The sequence below is a fragment of the Methanosarcina sp. MTP4 genome (assembly GCF_000970045.1).
GTDB lineage: Archaea > Halobacteriota > Methanosarcinia > Methanosarcinales > Methanosarcinaceae > MTP4.
Genome location: NZ_CP009505.1, coordinates 2,887,878 through 2,909,668 on the forward strand (window position 1 = coordinate 2,887,878; position 21,791 = coordinate 2,909,668).

The following is a 21,791-nucleotide window of genomic DNA, read 5'->3' on the forward strand; positions in this document are numbered from 1 at the left end:
AGTACACCCTACAGTGCAAATATTAAAGATGAGTTAAAAATTATAGAACCCGAATATATATTAACTAAGAATATAATACTAATTTATTAATTTTAAAGAATTTATTAAAAATTATTTTGTAAGTAAATGAAAGAAAAGTTGAATGTGTTTCATAAAAACCCAAGAGTGAGAAAAGTGGCTAAAAACAAAATTACAACCCTTGTACCTTTTATGCTTCTCCTGATACTTCTGGTGGGAGTAGTGACAGCAGTGGCACCTCCAGAGCCAGGCGTCCTTTATGTCGATGACGTGGATGACGGCGAAGGAGGCAACTTCTCAACGATACAGGAAGCCGTAGACTATGCGGTTTCCGGAGACACAATCCTGGTTTACCCGGGCACATACACGGAAAATGTTGATGTATTCAGAGAACTGACAATACAGTCCGTATCCGGCAATCCGGAAGATACGGTTCTTAATCCCTCCGGTTCTGACAATGCTTTTGATGTCAGTGCAAATAACGTGACCATCAGCGGATTTAAAATCAATTTCCCCATGGCTACTTACGGCAAAGCAGCGGTAAGCATTTCATCCCGGAATAACACAATCCTCAACAATGTCATCTCGATCACATACACGGGGTCCTGGTATAACACATACGGAATCTATCTGACAGGAAGTTCAGCCCGGGATAACACAATTCTCGGCAACACAATCACAGGAAGTAATTACGGGAACGTATACGGCATATATCTTAATCGCGCATCCCCGAATAACAGGATTCTCGGCAACACAATCACAGAATGTAATTACGGCCTTCAACTCCATTATTCCGAAGGAAACGAACTGAGAAACAACATAATGGAGAATAATTCCTACAACTTCCATGCTGGATGGGAAGACTTTAACAATGATATCGATACCAGCAATCTCGTAAATGGAAAACCGATTTATTATCTTGTAAATGAGTCGGACATTTCTGCGGATTATTTCTCCAATGCAGGAACAATATACCTTATTAACTGTTCTGGCGTAACGGTCAGGGACCAGACCCTGGTAAACAATTACCATGGAATATTCCTTTTCAACACCAGCGACTCTAATATTGAAAATAACAATGTAAGTTCAAACGAATATGGCATTTACCTTGAGTACTCAAACGACAACAACTTCATCGGGAACGATGTCTTCAACAATGATGAAGAGGGCATCAACCTCGAGTACTCTAACAGCAATACCATCATCGGGAACAACGCAAGCCTGAACTATAAGGGAATCAGGCTAGGAGATTCCCAGTTCAACACCGTAAGCAACAACGTTGCAAACGCCAACGACGCCCCTGGAATCGTGCTCTGCTATGCGGACAACAACACCGTAAGTTCAAACACGGTGCTTGACAACAATGGAAAAGGTATAAACCTGTATTACAGTTCCAACAACATCCTGGATTACAATACGGTAATAGGGTCTTCAGCGAAAGGAATTGACCTGTATTCAGATTGCAATTACAACAGCCTCATCGGCAATACCGTGACCCACAGCAGCTGCAAGGGCATTAATGTAGACGGGTACCACAACACGCTTACAGGCAACAACGTAAGCTATAATGGCGGTCCAGGAATCGGCTTATATGATGACGAATCTGGTAACACTACCCTGACAGATAACGTTGTTAGTTATAATGACAAACACGGCATAATCCTGAAGGGTTCGGACAACTACGCTGCAAGCAATACAGTGTGCAATAATGGCGAAAACGGTATCCAAGTAAAGGATTCAGACAATTACGTTGCAGGCAATACGGTGTGCAACAATGAATACGGGGGAATTTTCATCGGGACCTGTGACGGGTCAAGCAATAACACGGTAATTGAGAACACTGTCAGGAACAATCTCGTGGGTATTGTTTTCAGAGACCTCTATGACAGCGAGGTAACCAACAATACCATAACAGACAACGGAATAATGGGAATTTACCTTTCAGAGTCCGAAAACCTCACCCTGCAAGACAACACCGTGAGCTCAAACGGATACCTGGAAGAAGAATACTACAAGGCCGCTTCAGTCGTTAACTCTGATGAAAAGGAAGAATGCATCAAGCGTTCGGAAGAGCACGATATTGTAGAAGAAACCGACTTTTCAATGGCTTCAGACCTGCTGCTGGGCGAGGGCATGGGTCCTTTTGGAGCAGGCATCTACCTTGAGTTTTCCAGCGAGAACTGCCTGATTGGCAACTCTGTTGAAAACAACAGCGATACCGGACTTTACTTCATCGGTTCCTGGAACAACACAATTTACGACAACTACTTCAACAACACGAATAACACCAAATTCGAAGATGGATTACTGTTCACAGAGATTCCGGTTGAAGAAGAAGGAAACAACACCTGGAACATCAACCTGACTGAAGGCACGAACATTGTGGGCGGGCCTTACCTCGGAGGAAACTTCTGGGCCCTTCCGAACGGGACAGGCTGGAGCCAGACCTGTAACGATACCGACGGAGACTGGATCTGCGACCTTCCCTACAATGTCACTGAAGATGGGGAAAGCGTGGACTACTTCCCGCTGATCGATTTCCCGGAGCCTGAACCGGAACCAGAACCGGCACCTGTGAAAAGAAGCAGCAGCAGCGGTTCTCCCACCTATATCCCGCCTCCGGCAGGGGAAAATGCAGGACCTGTTGACTCGGCCCAGAAAAAAGTCGTTGCAGGCCAGGAAAGCAGTGTCCAATTCCCGAACCCGGAGAACGGGGTGCTCGGAGTCGGCTTCAAGTCAAAAGGATACTCCGGAATGGTTATTGTAAGGGTTGAAGGAGCCTATGAAGGAGACAGTGGCAGCAACAATAAGCCCAACGGCAAAGTTTACAGGCACGTGAAGATCCTTGTCGGAAACGAACGCTTTGAGGAAAACATAGACCAGGGCTACATCGAGTTCAGGGTCCCGAAAAGCTGGATGGAAGAAAATAACATCGACCCGGCTACAATTGGCCTGAACAGGTACCACGACGAAGCCTGGAACCCTCTCTCAACCGAGATGACCGGGGAAGATGAGGAATTCTACTACTTCAGAGCCGAAACCCCGGGCTTTTCCCTCTATGCAATCACAGGAGAGGCGAAAAGCAGCGGAGAAGTGGATGGAACTGAGGTAATTACTCCGAACGAAGAAGAAACCGGAACCGAAACCGGAGAAGAGCAGACTAAGCCCGGAGAAAGCGAAAGTGCACCTGGCTTCGAAAGCATCTTTGCGGCCCTTGGAATCCTTGGTTCTGCGTTCCTTGTAAGAAAAGAGATGTTTAAATAAACAAAAAATGATAGATGTGCAAGGGCTTTTACAGTCCTCACATTTTTCACCTTTTCTCTATTTTCTGAATTTATTTCACTTCGTTATTTATTTCTTATTTTTGAAAAAGAAACATGTTGAGTTTTATTGCTTGAAATTCAGGGTGAAAACTCAGAAGAAAACAAAGATTTAAATTCTTCATATTTATCCGGAAAAGTTCTTACAGGTTCAAAAATTTCTTTGTAGACCCCTGATTTTCGTATTGATTTTAAACCTTCAAAAAGCCCTTTTTTGAAATTAAGTCCTAGAAAAGGCAGAAAAAACAAGCTTGTATAAAAAATCATTTTTAAAAATATAAGATTATAAAACCCTTAAATATATTAACTAAGAATATAATACTAAGTAATTAATTTTGATAAATGTATTAAAAATTATTTTGCAAGTAGATGGAAAAAAAGTTGAATGTGTTTCATAAAAACCCAAGGGTGAGAAAAAGTGGCTAAAAACAAAATTTCGATCCTCATACCTTTTATGCTTCTTCTGATACTTCTGGTGGGAGCATCAACAGCAGTGGCACCTGCCATGGCAGGAGACAAGTATGTAGACGGTGAAGGCATAGGAGGAAACTACTCCTCAATACAGGAAGCTGTGAGTGTGTCTTTGCCCGGAGACACGATTTACGTTTATCCCGGGGAATACTGGGAAAACGTGGTCGTGGATGTGGCAGACCTGCGCATCCTTTCAGTTTCGGGAAACCCTGAAGACACAATCATTTTTCCTGATGACACAATGGAACATGTTTTCGACGTCAGCGCAAACAACGTCACAATAAGCGGATTCAGCCTGCTGAATCCTGACATATATACATATTCCTTAAGCTTTGAGAACGCCGGAATATACCTGACATCGTCGGAAAACACGATATCAAACAATATAATATCAGGAACCAGTTACGGCATTTATCTGGATTGCTCGGACAACAACGATATCAATGACAACACAATAGCATCCAACCAGAAATACGGTGTTTTTGTAAACTGTTCCGATTACAACAGCTTCCTCAACAATGAAATGAGTCTGAACGAATGGGGAGGCATTTACATCGAAGATTCCGATTATGCCGAGTTCACCAACAATAACGTAACCGGGATCCCTGAGCTATATTGGGCAACCGTGGAGTCCTCCTTTGAAGAAAGCTCTGGCTCCCTCGAAGAATACAGCAGTGAAGATCCTGAAAAGCCCCATGACAGGGAGATGGCAAAAGAGGTCTACGGTGTCGATTACGAGTCTTCGGAAGGGTGTTCCTACGGGGACCAGTACCACGGCATTTACATGCTCAACTGTAACCACAGCACCCTTGACAGCAACGATGTAACCCTCAGCGGGAAAACCGGGATTTATGCCAGAGGATATGACAACAGCTTTGACGGCAACAACGTTAGCAATAACTGCTGGTCCGGAATCCATATCGAAGGCGGCGAAAATGACCTTTACGACAATATCGTAAACGACAACGAATACTGTGGAATTCGTCTGGGGAAGATTGACTGGGACAATTACACAGCAATTGCAAGCAACAACAATGAACTGGTCAATAATAACGTGTCCCTGAACGGGTACTGCGGAATCCGCATAGACGGCGATTACAACGAGCTTCGGGAAAACGACGTAATTGACAATAACTACTGCGGCATCCGCATAGGCAGCAAGACAAGCAGCATAGAAGGTTACATCATATTTGAGAGCAACCACAGCACACTGGTCAATAACGATGTGTCCTATAACGGGGAAAGCGGGATCCGCATAGACGGCTCCTCCAACACACTCACCGACAATGATGTGATCGGCAACGACGGAAGCGGTATTCGCATGGGGAATGCATACTATGACTGTTTGAGCAGCGATAATATCATAAGCGGAAATAACGCTTCCTTTAACTATTGTTGCGGGATTTACATGGAAGGGGAAAACAACTCAATATCCGATAATACCGTAATTGAGAATGATGACGAAGGCATCAACCTCGAGTACTCCAACAACAATACAATCACCGGGAACAACGCAAGCCTGAACTATAAAGGGATAAGGCTGGATGAGTCCCAGTTCAACATCGTAAGCAACAACATTGTAAACGCCAATGACTACCCCGGAATCGTGCTCTGCTATGCGGACAACAACACCGTAAGTTCAAACACGGTACTTGACGGGGATGCAAAAGGTATCAACGTCTACGAAAGCGACCACAATACCCTGATAGGAAACACTGTAAACAATAGTGGAGCCATGGGTCTGCACCTGTACTACAGCTCCTACAATACCGTAGTTGATAATGTTATAACATACAGCGAGTGCGTGGGTCTCAAAGTTGAAGACGGCTGCTACAACACCCTTACAGGAAACACCGTAAGTTTCAACGACGGTGCCGGGATTGTCATTTATGATGATGACTCGCACAACACAACCATAGAAAACAATGTTGTAAACAACAACGGCTGCAACGGTATCCGCGTAAAGGGTTCGGACAACTACGTTGCAGGCAATACCGTGTGCAATAATGAAGACTGGGGTATTTTCGTCGGAACCTGCGACGTATCAAGCAATAATACAGTAATTGAAAACACTGTCAGGAACAATCTCATGGGTATTGTTTTCAGAAGCCTCTATGACAGTGAGGTGGCCAGCAATACCGTAACTGACAACGGAATAATTGGAATTTGTCTTTCAGAGTCCGAAAACCTCATCCTGCAAAGCAACATCGTGAACTCAAACGGGTACCTGGTAGAGGAAGAAGAGGAAGAATACTACGGGGCAGCCTCAGTCGTTAACTCTGATGAAAAGAAAGAATGCAGCAAGCGTTCAGAAGAACCTGACATTGTAATGGCTTCAGAGTTGGTGCTGGGAGAAGGCATGGGTCCTTTTGGAGCAGGCATCTACCTTGAGTTTTCCAGCGAGAACTGCCTGATTGGCAACTCTGTTGAAAACAACAGCGATACCGGACTTTACTTCATCGGTTCCTGGAACAACACAATTTACGACAACTACTTCAACAACACGAATAACACCAAATTCGAAGATGGATTACTGTTCACAGAGATTCCGGTTGAAGAAGAAGGAAACAACACCTGGAACATCAACCTGACTGAAGGCACGAACATCATGGGCGGGCCTTACCTTGGAGGAAACTTCTGGGCGCTTCCGAACGGAACAGGCTGGAGCCAGACCTGTAACGATACCGACGGAGACTGGATCTGCGACCTTCCCTACAATGTCACTGAAGATGGGGAAAGCGTGGACTACTTCCCGCTGATCGATTTCCCGGAGCCTGAACCAGAGCCAGAACCGGCACCTGTGAAAAGAAGCAGCAGCAGCGGTTCTCCCACCTATATCCCGCCTCCGGCAGGGGAAAATGCAGGACCTGTTGACTCGGCCCAGAAAAAAGTCGTTGCAGGACAGGAAAGCAGTGTCCAATTCCCGAACCCGGAGAACGGGGTGCTCGGAGTCGGCTTCAAGTCAAAAGGATACTCCGGAATGGTTATTGTAAGGGTTGAAGGAGCCGATGAAGGAGACAGTGGCAGCAACAATAAGCCCAACGGCAAAGTTTACAGGCACGTGAAGATCCTTGTCGGAAACGAACGCTTCGAGGAAAACATAGACCAGGGCTACATCGAGTTCAGGGTTCCGAAAAGCTGGATGGAAGAAAATAACATCGACCCGGCTACAATTGGCCTGAACAGGTACCACGACGAAGCCTGGAACCCTCTCTCAACCGAGATGACCGGGGAAGATGAGGAATTCTACTACTTCAGAGCCGAAACCCCGGGCTTCTCCCTCTATGCAATCACAGGAGAAGCGAAAAGCAGCGGAGAAGTGGATGGAACTGAGGTAATTACTCCAAACGAAGAAGAAACCGGAACCGAAACCGGAGAAGAGCAGACTAAGCCCGGAGAAAGCGAAAGTGCACCTGGCTTCGAAAGCATCTTTGCGGCCCTTGGAATCCTTGGTTCTGCGTTCCTTGTAAGAAAAGAGATACTCAAATAAAGAAGCATCCGGGAAAATAAATCGAGAATAAAAATCGAGAATAAAAATCGGAAAAAGAAGACAGAAGAAATTTCTGTCTTCACTTTTCTTTTTTCTTTGTAACCTTAGCCATTAACCCTTTGACGTCTCCCTTAACGTCAGATGCAAGCTTTTTTGCAGAATCTCCTGTGCTATCAGCCAGTTTTTCAACTTTGCCTGTGATTCTTTTGACCTCATTTTTCACATCAATGGATTTGACATCTCCGGAAAGGGACTTTATATCCCCGTTTATGCTCTTTGCAAGCTTTGAGGCTTCATCACCGGTCCTCTTTGCAAGGTCATCTATGTCGCTTCCAAGTTTCCCGATTCTTTCCTGAACCCCGGAACCTTTCTTGACGGTTTCTTCTTTCTTTTCGTCTTCCATTAGTTTAGCCACTAAAAACCCCCGTAGCTGTCTTTTAAGAATAGTTTATTTTAATACAATTATTAATTGGAGATCAGAAATTATAAAATTATCTCAAAAATATCCAATAATAACCGATATACAAAAAGTTTACATACGGGACATACAATGCCCCAAAGAACATCAAACGGCTCCACAAATGCCATATGAAGAAGAGAAAAATTTGAAGGGTTTTAATCCTGTTATCCAGAAGGCAGAAAAAAGTATACCGCTTCAAGAAAAAACGCTTCAAGAAAAAACGCTTCAAGAAAAAACGCTTCAAGAAAGAAACAACTTCAAGAAAGAAAAATCCCCATACCTATAAAAGTATAAATTGAAATAGTATGTTATCAAAGAATAATACTACAGTTAAGGAATTAAAAGAAGGTATTAAAAAAGGGGAAAAATTATTCCGACAACCTGAACTCCCCGGACGCCGGAATATACCCAAGCATTATATATCGATAATGGCTTTAGATGATAGCACCGGATTAAGAATATTCTTCCAATCTAGCTCTGGGACCCGCAAAACACGTAATGAGAAGAAATAGAGGAGCCATGCAAACTTTAGTTATCTGCATAGACCGGGACAACGACCTTGGCGAAAAGGCAAAACGCACAACCCCTATCGTTGGAAGGGAAGCAAATATTGAAGCTGCCACAACACTGGGAATCGCCGATCCCGAGGATTCGGACACAAACACCATTTTCGGGGGAATCCGGGTCCTTGACGAACTGCGGGCAAAGGGCATCGACGCGGAGATTGTCTCATTTGCAGGCGACAGGAACGTAGGGGTTATCTCCGACCAGAAGATTGCCGAACAGCTGGAGAACTTCCTGGCCACGCACGAGGTGAAAGGAGCCGTATTTGTCTCGGACGGGGCAGAAGACGAGACCCTTATCCCGATTGTGCAGTCCCGCATAAAGATAGATTCAGTAAAACGTATTGTGGTTATGCAGAGCGAAAACCTGGAAAGCACCTACTATATCCTCAAACACGCTTTTAGTGACCCGAAAATATCCCAGACCTTTTTCGTTCCGGTCGGGCTCGCCTTCCTTATCTATGCCATCTTCCTGCTTGCCCGCTACCCCGAAGGCGCAGTCGTGGGGATCCTCGCTGCCGTCGGGATGTACATGCTCTACCGGGGCTTCGGGCTTGACGACACCCTGGCCCTCCAGAAAGAACGCCTTGGAGAGGCTTTCAAGCAGCAGAGGCTTATCTTTGTCAGCTATACCGCCGCCTTGCTTACAGGGATCGTTGCCACCGCCCACGGGGCAGCGGAAGTCTGGGGACTTTACTCCGAAAGCGGGATCTGGTACCATGGGACCCTCACTTTGATCTCGGTATTCATCAATGCCTCAGTCTGGTGGTATGCAGGCGCATTCCTGCTTGCAGACTGTGGAAAAATGTTTGATCTTAGGATGGCAGGAAAACCCACCCAAAAAACCATCTCTGTATCCCTATTCATTATCGCAACCGGCCTGCTCTTCTGGGGTGCCAGTACCTACCTTCTGACAGAAGCTTCCCTTACAACCGGGTTTCCGAAGGATGCTTCCCTGGCTCTCCAGTACTTCGTATATTCGGTAATCGTCGCAATCCTCATAGCCCTTGCAGGAATCAAAGTTTCCCTTGGAAACCCTGACTCAGGAGAGGAGAAGAAAGCAAGGGGAAGAGGGAAAAAAAGGAAAGAAGCAGCCTGAGAAAGGAAAGAGCCAGCCTGAAAAGGAAGGGCAATTCACTCTAAAAAGGAAACTAATACAGGCAGAAAAGGAGAGGAGAAAGGAAATGGAAAAAACAGCCGAAAACGTTGAGATTGCAGTTCTGGGGGGCGTTGGTTTCGATTCATACAGGGACTTTGAAAAACGGGAAGTTGAGACCCCTTACGGGGAAGTAAACGCCTATTTGACCGACATAAAAAGCAAAACCATCGCGGTAATCCCCCGGCATGCCGGCAAGAACCACATCCCTCCTCACAGGATAAACTACAGGGCCAACGTCTGGGCCGTGCAGGCCCTGGGAGCCGAACGTGTCATTTCCACAAACTCCGTAGGGTCCATGCGGGGACACCCCGTGGGCAGCTTTGTCGTGCTCGACGACTTCATTGACTTTACCAGGAGCAGGGTTTCAACCTTTTACGACGAGAATACCGTCCATGTAGACGTCTCAGAACCCTACTGTCCGGAAATCAAGGAGAGCCTCATAAAGGCCCTTGAAAAACAGGGGATAGCCCATACCGAAGGCATCTACGCCTGCACCGAAGGCCCCCGCTTCGAGACCAGGGCAGAAATCCGAATGATTAGCCAGTTTGCCGACGTCGTGGGCATGACCGGGGTCCCGGAAGTCACCCTTGCAAAGGAACTCAGCCTCTGCTACTCTTCTCTTGCCATTGTCACGAACCAGGCCTGCGGAATGACCACGGAAAAACTGACAGCTGACGAGGTCACGGAAGTTGTTGGAAAAGCCCAGGACGCAATCTTCGAGATCCTTTCCGATACAATCGAAAACATCCCCGAAACCCGTAACTGCAGGTGCAGGTTTGCAAAGGTGGGGGCCTGTCTTTAAGCCTGCCCTTCACCGAAGGGGTTTCACTTTAAACCGGTTCTCCTTTTTGAATGGGACTGCTTTTAAACCTGCCTTTCTCGCGAGGGAGTTTGTTTTAAAATCATCCGAGTAAGACCTTCTTTCAGGGTTAAGGGAGACTGGATTTCAGGGTTAAGGGAGACTGGATTTCAGGGTTAAGGGAGACTAGATTTCAGGAGGGGGGTTGATACGTAGCTTTTTGTGTCAGGGAAGTCTCCAGGAAAATCAAATAATATAATGAGCAAGTTATACTTCTGAAAAACAAATTCAGAAAACCAAAAATTCTGAAGCAAGCTTCCTGAAACAGGCCTGTGAAGGAAGCTTACTTATAACATTCACATAACTGGGTATGCAATGACGCTCTGGGTCCTCATCTCCGCTGAAAAATCGAAACTAACCTTAATGACGATAAAGGACCGGATGAAACAACCTCTCGCGGTGGCTGAACTCGTCCTGAAAAACGGGTCAAAGGGACCGCGTCCACACAAAATAAGGGTTCTTGCGAACAACAAGAAAAAAGAGGAGTTTCTTCCGCCTCAAAAATTCATAGAACTGCTCCGCAGTGCAAACAGGGTCATGCTGGCAGAGGGAGGGGACCCTGCAAATTCGGCTGCTTTCCTGGAAATGCTGGAAGGTTTTCAGTTGAAGGCAGACAAAGTTGATATTTGCAGGCACTGCCTGCTCAATAAACGCTTTAACTTTGTCAACAAAAAATCAATCAAATTCCATAACGAACTCATCTGCAGGGAATGTGCAAAAGAAGAACTCCTGAGAGGAGTGCGGACCGCGGAAGGAAATTACGGGGAAAAGTCCGTGGACTTCCTGGAACAGGTCTTGCTCAAGACCAGGGACCTGGACCGGACACTCCGGATGCTTACCCCTGAGCGACTGGACCCGGAGTTCACCCGTTATGACACCATCGAAACAAACCCCTCGACGACTTCGGTGCGGATAAAGGAGCTGCCCCTGGCAAAAAAATTCAAGCAAATGCTCCTGGAAAAATCCGATACCTTGCTTCCCGTACAGGCACTTTCCGTGGAAGCCGGACTGCTGGAAGGGAAGAACCAGTTCGTTGTCTCGGCAACGGCAACAGGGAAGACCCTCATCGGGGAGATGGCAGGTATCCAGAACCTCCTGAAAAGGAAAGGAAAAATGCTCTACCTGGTCCCCCTGGTCGCCCTGGCAAACCAGAAATACGACCAGTTCACAACACGTTACACGAAACTCGGGCTCACCACATCCATTAAAATCGGGGCAATCCTTATCAAGACAACCCAGCGGGTGAAGATGCATACCACCCTGAACTCGGATATCATAGTCGGAACCTACGAAGGGCTGGACCACATCCTCCGGTCCGGGAATGCGGACTTCCTCGGGAAAATAGGAACTGTAGTAATTGACGAAGTCCATACCCTGGAAGACCAGGAAAGGGGACACAGGCTGGACGGGGCCATAGCAAGGCTGCGTTATATAGCCCCGGAAGCCCAGTTCATCTATCTTTCCGCAACCGTTGCAAGCCCCGGGTCCTATGCAAAAAAGCTCGGTGCAGAACTGATCCTCTATGAACACCGCCCTGTACCTATTGACCGGCACCTGCTCTTCTGCCAGGAAAGTGAGAAAACCCAGCTAATTACCCGGCTTTCAAAGGAAGAATACTCCCGGATATCTTCAAAGAAGCACCGCGGACAGACCATTGTCTTTACAAACTCCAGGCGAAACTGCCACAGGCTAGCTTCCGCAATTTCGATCCAGGCGGCTCCCTATCATGCGGGGCTTTCCCAGTACGAGCGCAAAAAAGTGGAGACCCAATTCGGAGAAGGAAAACTCCCGGTCATAGTGACCACCGCAGCCCTGGCCGCAGGCGTGGACTTCCCGGCGTCCCAGGTTATTTTCGAGTCCCTTGCAATGGGAATCGACTGGCTCTCTGTCCAGGACTTCCTCCAGATGAGCGGGAGGGCAGGGAGGCCTGATTACCACGACAGGGGCGTGGTCGTGCTCATGCCGGTCCCCGGAAAATCCTACGCCAGTTCCCAGTCGGAAACGGAAGAAGAGCTTGCAATCAAACTCCTGCAGGGAGAGATGCTCTCATCAGGGGTTGAATATGGGGAAGCCGAACAGCTGGAAGAAGTTCTGGCATCAGTTGCCGTGACCGCCTCGATCCGGGACCTGAAAAGCATCCATCAACTTATGTTCGGGAGCTTCGAACTGGAAAAACTGGTTTCCCGGCTTCAGAAGTACCGCTTTATAGAAAGAAAAGGGGACAGGGTAACGCTTACCCGCTTTGGAAAGATAGTTTCCGCCCACTTCCTTTCGCTCTCGAAAGCCTTCCTGATAAGGGACGCCGTGCTTATGGAAAACAGCCCCCTGAGGATCGTGACGAACCTGGAATTTTTCGATGCCGCATATTTTAAGTACGCCAACCAGATAGGAAGCACCCTCCACGTGAACATGCCTTCAAGGGTCTTCCAGGGAGCAGCCCTTGACATCGTTTTTGACGGAGATTCCCTGGCTCTTCTCAACATTAAAATCCAGGACCTTCTAATGAATTTTGCCGATGATTTCCTTACCTGTACCTGCAAGGATTCGCCATATTGCGGCTGTGCCGAGCAGAAGTTTTCCGAAGAAATAGTCCGGCTGCGGACAGAAGGACTGGACCCTACCCGGATAGTGAAAAAGCTTGAAGATAAGTACGGGATTTCCGCATATCAGGGGGATATATTTGGGTACCTGGATGGCGCGGTGAGAAATCTTGACGCTGTGGAACTGATTGCAAAAGTCCATTCAAAGAAAGGGATTGCTGAAGAAGCCCACAAGTTGAAAAAACAAATCCAGGGCTAAAAATCCGGGAATGAAAATCGTAACGTTTTTGCAGATCGGAAGTCAATATAAGAATAGAGATGCAAAATCAAAAGTTAATATAATAATAAAGATCTAAATATCGGGCAATATTGAGAGGGAAACCCGGACAATATTGGAACAGGATCCCAGGCTCCGGAATTTGAGGAAGAGCAAGCAAACAAGCAAACAAGCAAACAAGGAGGTAGATTTCATGACCGAAGATGTCAAATCTAGGGAAGATAAAGAAAGTGTGACCCCCAAAAAAGCAAAAAAAGGCATAACCATCGAATTCTTAAAGCCCGAGGACTTCCGGCAAATTTACGCCATAGGAGCCGCAGGCGGGCACAGTCCTTACGATTTCAGGATCGGTTTTTACAACGACACACCCAAGATGTTCGGGGACTCTTCCGAATCAAGGGTCATCGAAAGGCGTGTAGAAACCGAAGTCATACTTTCTCCAGTAGCCGCTCTTGAACTGAACCGCTGGCTGACCCAGCACATAAACGAATATGAATCCGTTTTCGGCCCAATTTCAAGAACCGTCGCGAGACCAAAGAAAGAACCACCCAAAACCGTTGACAGCACCGAGCTCCAGGGGTACATCTGAACCCCTGACCGAAAACCCCGGACAGCAGGTCCGGATTGAAGTTATTCTGATAGGAATTTCCGGGCAGGAATCGTACTGCCCGAAGCTATTCAAAGAGGAAGTTTCTGAAAAGAATTATTCAAACAGGACTATCCTGATTATAATTCCCGAACAGGGCAGATTTTGTAAGATTAAGGAAACTGAGGGAATAGAATTTCCCGGACCTTTTATCCCCACCTACTTTTTTGCAGACTGGAAATATTGATCGCATGCCAAAGTGATTAAGTATATATAGATTTTCCTAGGAAATGCAGTTTAGATAGATAAAGTATAAATAAGTTTGCATTTTGAGACTTAAGAAAATACATACATATTTATATATAATTCTAATTATCGGAAAGTTTAGGCGAATATTTAATATAATGAAAATGCCTGTACAATTAGAAGTTATAAAAATGGCAAAATAAAACGTACATAAACTGCGTATAAAGCCGCATAAAAAACGTATAAAAAGTGTGTTTGACCTCTTCGGGACTGGCTATCCTAAAACGTTTTTGAGAGGACGTTTGAAGAGCTTTTCCGGACACACTATCTACTAAAAATATGGAGTGTATCCATGGATATATGGACTCTTGTAAACGGCTTGATCTATCTGGCTTCCTTTGCCCTTTTCGGCTGGGTGTTGCTGGATGCAAGCAAAGTTTCAAAAAAATAATATTGTATGAGAAAACCCCATAAGATTTTTAAAAACGGAGGTTTAAAAAAATGGCAGAATCGATATCAGAGACCTCGCATAGCGGAGGTCTTGTAAAAACCCTCAGGCCGTACCATGTCTGGGCTTTAGGCGTGGGAATCGTGCTTGTGGGAGAATACATGGGCTGGAACTTCACGATTGCGAAAGGAGGTGTTTTAGGCTCCCTTTTTGCCATGCTCGTGGCAGGGACCATGTACACGGTTATTTCGCTCTGTGCAAGCGAACTCGGCTCGGCAACAAAGCTTGCGGGCGGCCCCTATGACTGGGCAAGGCTCTTTGTAGGGCCAGGAGCTGCGGCAATCGTAGGGCTTGCGGTATATATGGAATTTATCGCCCTTGAGGCGGCAGATGCTATTGTCGTTGCTTTCATTGCAACCGAGATCTTTCCCCAGCTTCAGGTATTCCCCATAACCCTTTTTGTGATTTCACTTTTGACCTTTATCAACTACCGGGGAGTCGTGGGAGCCCTTACACTCAACTTTGCCCTTACAATGCTAGCTTTCTTTGCAATTATCACCTTCTTCTTCGCAAGTACCCTCGGCCTCGGCGGTCTTGAAGTCCATCCCGAATACCTCTTCGAAGGAGCCATGCCAAACGGCCTTATCGGGCTTTTTGCAGCGCTGCAGTTCGGGCCCTGGTTTTTCCTCGGAATCGAAGGAGCGGCAATGTGCGCAGAGGAGTGTAAGCACCCCTCAAGAGCTGTCCCCCTGGGCCAGCAGGCAGGGATGATCACCCTCCTGGTAGGAGCAGCAATGACCCTCTACCTCTGCACCTCGCTGATCCCCACGGACGTGCTCGGGGTTTCCGTCTACCCGCTTTTTGAAGCTGCCCAGAACGGAGGCCTTTTCATCTTCATCGCCCTTCTGGGAGTGGGTACCCTCCTGACCTGCATCGCCAGCGCAAACGGCTGCATCTGCGATGCCTCAAGGTCCTGGTACGCCCTTTCCAGGGATGAATACGTCTCCCCCTGGTTCTCAAAAGTCCACCCAAAATACAGCACTCCCTACAGGGCAGTGATCTTTACGGCCCCGATTGCCGTTGCCTTTGCTTTCAGCGGTTTTCTCGACCAGGTCATTACCTTCTCGATCATTTCGGGCCTGCTCTGCTATGTGCTGATCCCCTTCTCCCTGATCCGCTTCAGGAAACTTTTCCCGGAAACCACAAGCAAGATAAGGCCCTTTGCCTCCCCGCTCCAGCCCTACATCGCCTACTTCGCGATAGGGATCGCCATGCTGATCATGTCCACCCTCTTCTGGGGCTACAGGTATAACCTGATCTTCGGACTCCTCTTCTATGCAATTGCGTACTTCTACTTCTCTTCAAAACGCAAGAACACGACCGGAAACGACCCCCTCTGGAGCGAACTCGGCTGGCCGGAACCCGAACAGACAGGCAGCAGGAACTTAAAGGAGGTGAGTTGCATTGAGTGCAGCGACAGGTAAAATAACTGGCAATTCAGCAGCCGGCAACATAACAGGAAATGCCGCTCTGCAGGCAAAATACCGGGGCAAGCTGAACCTGGACTCCGTTCTGATTGCAATCATGCTTTGCCTCCTCTATGGAGCCCAGCTCTTCCTGGTCTACTCGGTCCTCACCGCAACAAAACCCGTGCTCGCGGAATTCCCCGGACTTACCCCTATCTACCTGCTCTTCATAGGCCTGATGTTCACAGTAGAGACCATCGGCTGCCTGAAAGTCCGCCATTCCATAAAGCAGCACATGCACGAATTCCGCTACTACGACTAAGGAGGCACCTCCAAATGAGTGTAAACAAAAGCATAAAAAAGAGCGCAAAAAGAAAGGAAAAAAGCCTGCTCGCCCAAGTCTTTGACATCGCCTTCATCTTCGTGCTGGCCTTCGTCTGCCTGGTAGTTCCCACAACTCTCCAGGGCGCGGTCCTGGTCTCCTGGGAAGAAGGCGGAGCCGGCATAGGCTTCGTATGGGACCCCATAGGCTACTTCTCCCTCATGCTTCTGATCGTGGGCTTCTTTGCCCTGATCCTTTTCCACTCGGTCAGGAACTACAGGGTTTGAAAATAAGGTTTGAGTTGAACAGGTATTAAGTTGAAAGGTCTGCCCCGGTTATGAGGCGGATCTTTTATCTTTTTAGGATTCTTCGTTTTTTTACCTTGATTCAATTAAGAAGTAAAATTTCCTTTTTTGTCACCGTCCCGCTGCCCCAACTTCCCCTGCCTGCCGCAACTCCCCAAAACAGCCCTTTAACAGCATAAAAATCACGGAACTGCCGGATATCTCGAAAACTCAGCAGACATTTGAAGGCTTAAAAGCGGATTGGATCCGGTTGTACACCTGAGACAGGTAAAAACACGGACCGAAACACCGGAAGCGAAATTAAGAACCGAACACCAGTATAAAAACCGGAAACCCGAATTTCCAGACCAAAACTCCCGGACAGGACAAAGTTTAAGCGAAGCCCGGACATCGATGGTTATATATCTTTGAAGGGGATATGTATTTCTCAGTTTTCGTGAAAGCCGGTGGAGTGAGAACGCTTTATTAATTTCGGCTGCTTATTAAGGCGGCTGAGTAAAGGAAGCATGCGACTGGAAATGCACTGTCTATTTTGCAGTTTGCGCAGCCCCGGCTTCTGGATTGAAAAGATAGCACCCGGGAGTACGGGAAATCAATATTCAATAATAATCATTAAGCAGCGAGGGATTAATTTTGTTCCCAAATAAAAAAGTCCAGAAAATCGTTGGATCCAAAATCCAGGTAGAGATGAAAGGCGACCTGAACTTGCTTGAAGGCACTCTCAAGAGTGTGGATGACTACATGAACCTCCACCTTATGGACACAATGGAGATCGTGAAAGGAGAAAAAGTCCGCTCCCTCGGTTCCGTGGTCCTGAGGGGAAATAACATCATACTGATTACTCCTGTAGAAGACTGAAGCGTCCGAACAGGATTGGCTAAAGAGTGGAAACAGGCATGGATCTCGAAGAAGAAGCATTCAAAATTATAAGTAAACATAAGGAAGGCATCTTCCAGAACACGATCTGGAAAGAGCTTGACATCGACAGCAGGAAATGCTCACGGCTCATAAAGAAGCTCCAGGACAAGGGACTTATCATCCGTGAAGTTGCCGTTTCCAACGGGGCAAGAACCTACCTCCTGAAGGCAAAGGAAGAAGCCAAGGAGAAATACGACCTCCTGCTTTCCGGAGAGATGTTTTCGGCCTGCACCAGCTGTACCGGCGACTGCCAGCCCGAGTACTGCGGAAGGCTTTCCGAGTGGATCGCAAACCTCCCGGAAGAAGAGGAAGGAGCCGGGGAAACCGGAGATGTCGAAGAACCCGAGGAAGCTTAAGCTTCCGAAGGAACGGAAGAATCCATAATAAAGGAAAGGCAGAAAACCGGACCGACAAGCGATAAGTATATATACAAAAAGTCCTTATTGAAGACCCCGTTCAATAAGGGCTAAAAGACCCCTACCTTAAAATACAGACAATGTGCTCCGGTAGTGTAGTCCGGCCAATCATTCCGGCCTTTCGAGCCGAAGACTCGGGTTCGAATCCCGGCCGGAGCACCAAACTTTTTTCTTAAAGTCTTTTGTCGTTTAATTTTGTCATTTAATTTTGTCATTTTAACTTGGTTCATGCATCTATAGTCAAGGCCCCAAATTCCTTCACCAATCTCAAGTGAAAGTTTAACCACAGAAAGCACGGAAAACACGGAATAAAGGAAAATTGGGGCACAATACTTCCGTGCTTTCTGTTCTTCCGTGGTTATAATGTAAGTGTAAATATTTACATTCGGGACTATAATTTCATCGAGAGCTATTTTTAAGTCTTGAATTAGGAGTTTAGGGATTCTAATCCGGATTTCCATAGTTACTTCTAAATAGGAGCTTACAGTCCAGACTCCAAACACTCCGGAATGGAACCAATGTATAAATTCTCCACAATAAATTCACCACAATAAATTCACCACAATAAAGTCTCCATAATAAAGTCTTTACAATAAATTCTTTACAAAAAAATTAGTTAATATAAGACGTATATTTTTAATAAGTCGATACTTTGCCTTTTGGAAGTTGTTGATCCACTTCCCACTTTACAAGCCAATATAAGGAAATAAACAGATATTAACTTCTATTTTTCCATAAAATGATTTCAAAGTCCATTTTTACCCGTTTATGGACAAAAAGACTGAAAATTAAGGCTACAATCATATAAACTGAATAGTAGGGGTGGGATATCAACAAAGTCAGTATAAGAATAGCCTAAGAAAATATGCAGAGAATCTCCCGAAAAGATTGCAAGAATGGGAAAATTATTTTATAAAGCTTCTTTACAAAAAAATTAAATTGAAAATAGGATAGAATTTTCTTTTACATCATAAAACATAATATGATCAACAATTTCAACAATATTCAAAATTTGATCCAGGAAGTTCTTTGAGAAGGAGAAGCCTGGAAGTGAATTCATAAAAAGTTCTTTCCTTCAATTTGTAAGACCCCAAAATTCCAGAAAATGGAACCTTCCTCAAATTTACATATATACTTTACTGAGACTGAAAACATCTCATATTATTTCATCTGAAAGGAAAAATATGGAACATTAATTTGTAAAAAAATTTAGTAATATAAGAAAGATAAGTAACAAAATTTCTTTGAATTTTATATACAAGTAAAATCTATGTGACAGTTGACCCAAAATTCCTCATATAGTCTTGATGAATAGAGAACGGGGGTATATAAATAGTGAAGAAAATACTGACATTAGGAATTACAGCAGTGCTTCTATGCGCTGGACTGATGGTATCGGTGGCAGCAGCGGCACCAAAAGGAATAGACTATAATGGCTTCCACTACACCCTTAACCTGATCGGAAAGAAAGCCGACTTTAATGGAGTAGGCGGTGGCGGAAGTACAATGTTCGTGCCCCAGAGCACAGAAAACATGGAATTTTATATATATAATGAGACCGGCGACGTAGTAGGGACGTTTGACGGCGTCAAAATCGATGTAGAAAACACCGGAACCGAGTACGTTGTCACTGACGGAAATGTGCTTGACGACGGTCATGGCTCATTCACATTGCCCACAGGGAAATATGCTGTCTACATTGCTGTCAAAGGCAAGCCAATTAAAGACCCTAACGCCGAACCTGCAAGTATCACTGGATGGATGCAGTACACAAACGGTACTGAAACTTACTACTTCCTTGATGTAGGAACAATAACAGTCAAAAGGAATGATGACTGGGTTGACGCTTCAACCATCTTCTACATAACGAATGAAGAAGTTGGTATTCACAACGATAAAGATTTGTCTGACCCTTACAGACAGCTCCCAGCCCCTTCATACATCGCTGATAATTACTTAGACTATGATTATGATAGTTACAATTACAAGGGTATGCCCGGATTGTGGATATTCGATTACATGACAGGACTGGAAAATCTAGCGGATGATGATCTGAACGATGATCTGAACTATGATAATCTGGATTACTTCTGGCAGCTAAAAAATCCCGGGTACAAGCTGATTAAGTTACGCTTCTATCCAATCTAAACCCTTTTTTCTTTTTTACATAAAGTGGCTCCAAGCACTCACAACTTAAAACGTATAAACATAAAAGATATCAAGTGCCGCTATTTTTCCAAAAATATGATTGCTAATTAGATAATATCAGAATGTAATGGTATTTCCACATTAAACCTTTTCAAGTCCGTAAAGAAAATATACAAACTATAGCGGCTAGCACTCAAAAAAGATTTAAAACCCAACTTCCACAAAAAAGGGACAGATTTATATATTACAAGGTATATTGTTGGTCTCGCAGTAAGGTGACAAACGTGCTCCGGTAGTGTAGTCCGGCCAATCATTCCGGCCTTTCGAGCCGAAGACTCGGGTTCGAATCCCGGCCGGAGCACCAAACCCAATTCTTTTCTCAGATTTCTGCTTTCTAAATGTTTTGATTTCTGATTTACGATTTTTTCGAGCTATTGCTTTTTTAAGATTTTGCCGCTCTTTAGATGAAGAGAGAAAAAGAGTAAAAAGGGAAACGGCATCGTTTTTGACAACTATTCCCGGATATCAGCTTTTTTCCATAATCTTTCGGTGGAATTTCTTGATTTCCTGGATTTTTTCCAGGGTCTGCTCTTCGTCCAGGGCACCGGCCGCTTTTACGGATTCCAGTGTAAGTTTTGCTATCCGAGAGACGGCATTCATGCCCTTATCCTCGGCAAGGACACGGATTGTTTCCACGGACCAGGCTGCCTGGAAGAGCAAGCTTTTCATGCCATGCATGGAGGAGGCCTTGCCCAGTTTTTCAAAGGCGTTTATCACAACCTTTGCTTCAGGTTCGTGGTTTTCCCTGACAGCGGCAATCCCGAGTTCCTCGAGGAGGATTGAAACCCCTATGGCACTTTCCTCGAGTTTGTTCTCAACCGAAACTGCCCCCACCTCTCCAAGGAAAGCCACGGCTATTATTCCTGTTTCAGATAAATCTTCCTCCATGGCTTCCCTTACCAGCTGCATGAGGTAGATTTCGGAAAGGGTCACCTGGTTTTCTACGCCCATCCTTGCCGATACCGCCCCGAACTTCCCGAGACCTTCGGCTGCACTCTTTGCTGCCGTGTCCATCCCCCGGGCGGCAAGTTCCCGGGAAAGGCTTCCAAGAACTGATACGGCTTTTATTGCGAGAGCATCCCGCCTCTGGCTCGCTGCCTCTGCGGCTATGTCCCCAAGAGCACGGCTCGCAGCCACTGATGCTATTTCCATACTCTGTTTGGCAGTAATCTTTCCCATATCCCCGATAGACACTATGAGCGCTTTTGCATCAAGTTCGTGCTCCGCAGTAACATTCAGATAGATCAACCTGATGGCAAACTCCCTGAGCCTATCAAAAGCTTCGACTGCTTCTTTCGTATTTCTTGTATAAGCCGCTTTGAGTCCTTCTTCAATACCCCTTATCTCATCAAGACCCCTTTGCTCCTCCGAAGACATACCAGACCCCCAAATAACTTCAATTCACGAATAACTTCAGTTCACGAATAACTCCCTTGTTACTTTATGTCCTGCCCCACAGATCAGTTTTCCTGTTAAAATATATATTAAATGTGATCTGGATTTGTACTGAGATTTTTATTGCCCACCAAAAATGGAGTGAACCCGGATCAGATAAGCGGAACCTGACTAAGCATATGGAACAAATAAAGGATCCAGAGCATAAGTTATATATATCAATGTACATTAGTATGCTTTGATGTATTATTATGTCTAATGCTTTTTCACTGTTCACCAGTCACAGGTCAATTACACGGTAACAATCAACAATAATGGAAAGTG

The 21,791-nt window shown here is 45.7% G+C and carries 15 protein-coding genes and 2 tRNA genes; 15 read left to right on the top strand and 2 right to left on the bottom strand.

The window, feature by feature from the left end; translation table 11 throughout:
* Positions 1-174 precede the first annotated feature (174 nt).
* Together MSMTP_RS11965 and MSMTP_RS11970 are read left to right on the top strand one after the other, a co-directional pair.
* Complete coding sequence (locus MSMTP_RS11965; RefSeq protein WP_197076080.1) at positions 175-3,282, top strand: NosD domain-containing protein; 3,108 nt, start codon at positions 175-177, stop codon at positions 3,280-3,282.
* A gap of 474 nt (positions 3,283-3,756) precedes the next feature.
* Positions 3,757-7,299 carry a NosD domain-containing protein gene (locus MSMTP_RS11970; RefSeq protein ID WP_048179704.1) on the top strand — a complete coding sequence of 1,181 codons (3,543 nt, stop codon included), beginning with the start codon at positions 3,757-3,759 and terminating at the stop codon, positions 7,297-7,299.
* A 79-nt stretch (positions 7,300-7,378) separates the two neighbouring features.
* Here MSMTP_RS11970 and MSMTP_RS11975 read toward each other — a convergent pair whose 3' ends face one another.
* A complete protein-coding gene (locus MSMTP_RS11975) occupies positions 7,379-7,714 on the bottom strand; it encodes a hypothetical protein (protein ID WP_082090609.1) in 336 nt (111 codons plus the stop codon).
* 166 nt (positions 7,715-7,880) lie between these two features.
* On the opposite strand from MSMTP_RS11975, the gene MSMTP_RS19350 reads away from it, so the two are divergent.
* The 13 genes from MSMTP_RS19350 to MSMTP_RS12040 all read left to right on the top strand — a co-directional run bounded on the left by MSMTP_RS19350 (position 7,881) and on the right by MSMTP_RS12040 (position 20,376).
* Positions 7,881-8,045 (top strand): hypothetical protein, encoded by a 165-nt coding sequence (locus tag MSMTP_RS19350; protein WP_156153823.1) that lies wholly within the window; start codon positions 7,881-7,883, stop codon positions 8,043-8,045.
* A 233-nt stretch (positions 8,046-8,278) separates the two neighbouring features.
* On the top strand, positions 8,279-9,421 hold the full coding sequence (locus MSMTP_RS11980; RefSeq protein WP_048179709.1) for a DUF373 family protein: 1,143 nt from the start codon (positions 8,279-8,281) through the stop codon (positions 9,419-9,421).
* 85 nt (positions 9,422-9,506) lie between these two features.
* Positions 9,507-10,283, top strand: coding sequence for an S-methyl-5'-thioadenosine phosphorylase (mtnP, locus tag MSMTP_RS11985; RefSeq protein ID WP_048183491.1), 777 nt, complete (start codon positions 9,507-9,509; stop codon positions 10,281-10,283).
* Between the two features lie 372 nt (positions 10,284-10,655).
* A complete protein-coding gene (locus tag MSMTP_RS11990) occupies positions 10,656-13,139 on the top strand; it encodes a DUF5814 domain-containing protein (protein ID WP_048179712.1) in 2,484 nt (827 codons plus the stop codon).
* Positions 13,140-13,350: 211 nt separating this feature from the next.
* A complete protein-coding gene (locus tag MSMTP_RS11995; protein ID WP_048183493.1) occupies positions 13,351-13,746 on the top strand; it encodes a DUF3467 domain-containing protein in 396 nt (131 codons plus the stop codon).
* A gap of 744 nt (positions 13,747-14,490) precedes the next feature.
* Positions 14,491-15,921, top strand: coding sequence for an APC family permease (locus tag MSMTP_RS12005; RefSeq protein ID WP_197076081.1), 1,431 nt, complete (start codon positions 14,491-14,493; stop codon positions 15,919-15,921).
* Positions 15,902-16,225 (top strand): hypothetical protein, encoded by a 324-nt coding sequence (locus MSMTP_RS12010; RefSeq protein ID WP_052718393.1) that lies wholly within the window; start codon positions 15,902-15,904, stop codon positions 16,223-16,225. The genes MSMTP_RS12005 and MSMTP_RS12010 overlap by 20 nt, the downstream gene beginning before the upstream one ends.
* Before the next feature lie 14 nt (positions 16,226-16,239).
* Entirely contained in the window at positions 16,240-16,512 is a 273-nt protein-coding gene (locus MSMTP_RS12015; RefSeq protein WP_048179719.1) for an efflux RND transporter permease subunit, read from the top strand.
* A 651-nt stretch (positions 16,513-17,163) separates the two neighbouring features.
* On the top strand, positions 17,164-17,388 hold the full coding sequence (locus MSMTP_RS12020) for an LSM domain-containing protein (protein ID WP_048179722.1): 225 nt from the start codon (positions 17,164-17,166) through the stop codon (positions 17,386-17,388).
* 38 nt (positions 17,389-17,426) lie between these two features.
* Positions 17,427-17,804, top strand: a complete 378-nt coding sequence (locus MSMTP_RS12025; protein WP_197076082.1) for an Lrp/AsnC family transcriptional regulator — start codon at positions 17,427-17,429, stop codon at positions 17,802-17,804.
* 144 nt (positions 17,805-17,948) lie between these two features.
* Positions 17,949-18,026, top strand: a tRNA-Glu gene (locus tag MSMTP_RS12030).
* 1,173 nt (positions 18,027-19,199) lie between these two features.
* The gene (locus MSMTP_RS12035) at positions 19,200-20,012 is read left to right on the top strand and encodes a hypothetical protein (RefSeq protein ID WP_048179727.1); all 813 of its coding nucleotides are present in this window, start codon (positions 19,200-19,202) and stop codon (positions 20,010-20,012) included.
* A gap of 286 nt (positions 20,013-20,298) precedes the next feature.
* A tRNA-Glu gene (locus MSMTP_RS12040) sits at positions 20,299-20,376 on the top strand.
* A gap of 161 nt (positions 20,377-20,537) precedes the next feature.
* Here MSMTP_RS12040 and MSMTP_RS12045 read toward each other — a convergent pair.
* Entirely contained in the window at positions 20,538-21,449 is a 912-nt protein-coding gene (locus MSMTP_RS12045; protein ID WP_048179731.1) for a hypothetical protein, read from the bottom strand.
* Positions 21,450-21,791: the final 342 nt, after the last annotated feature.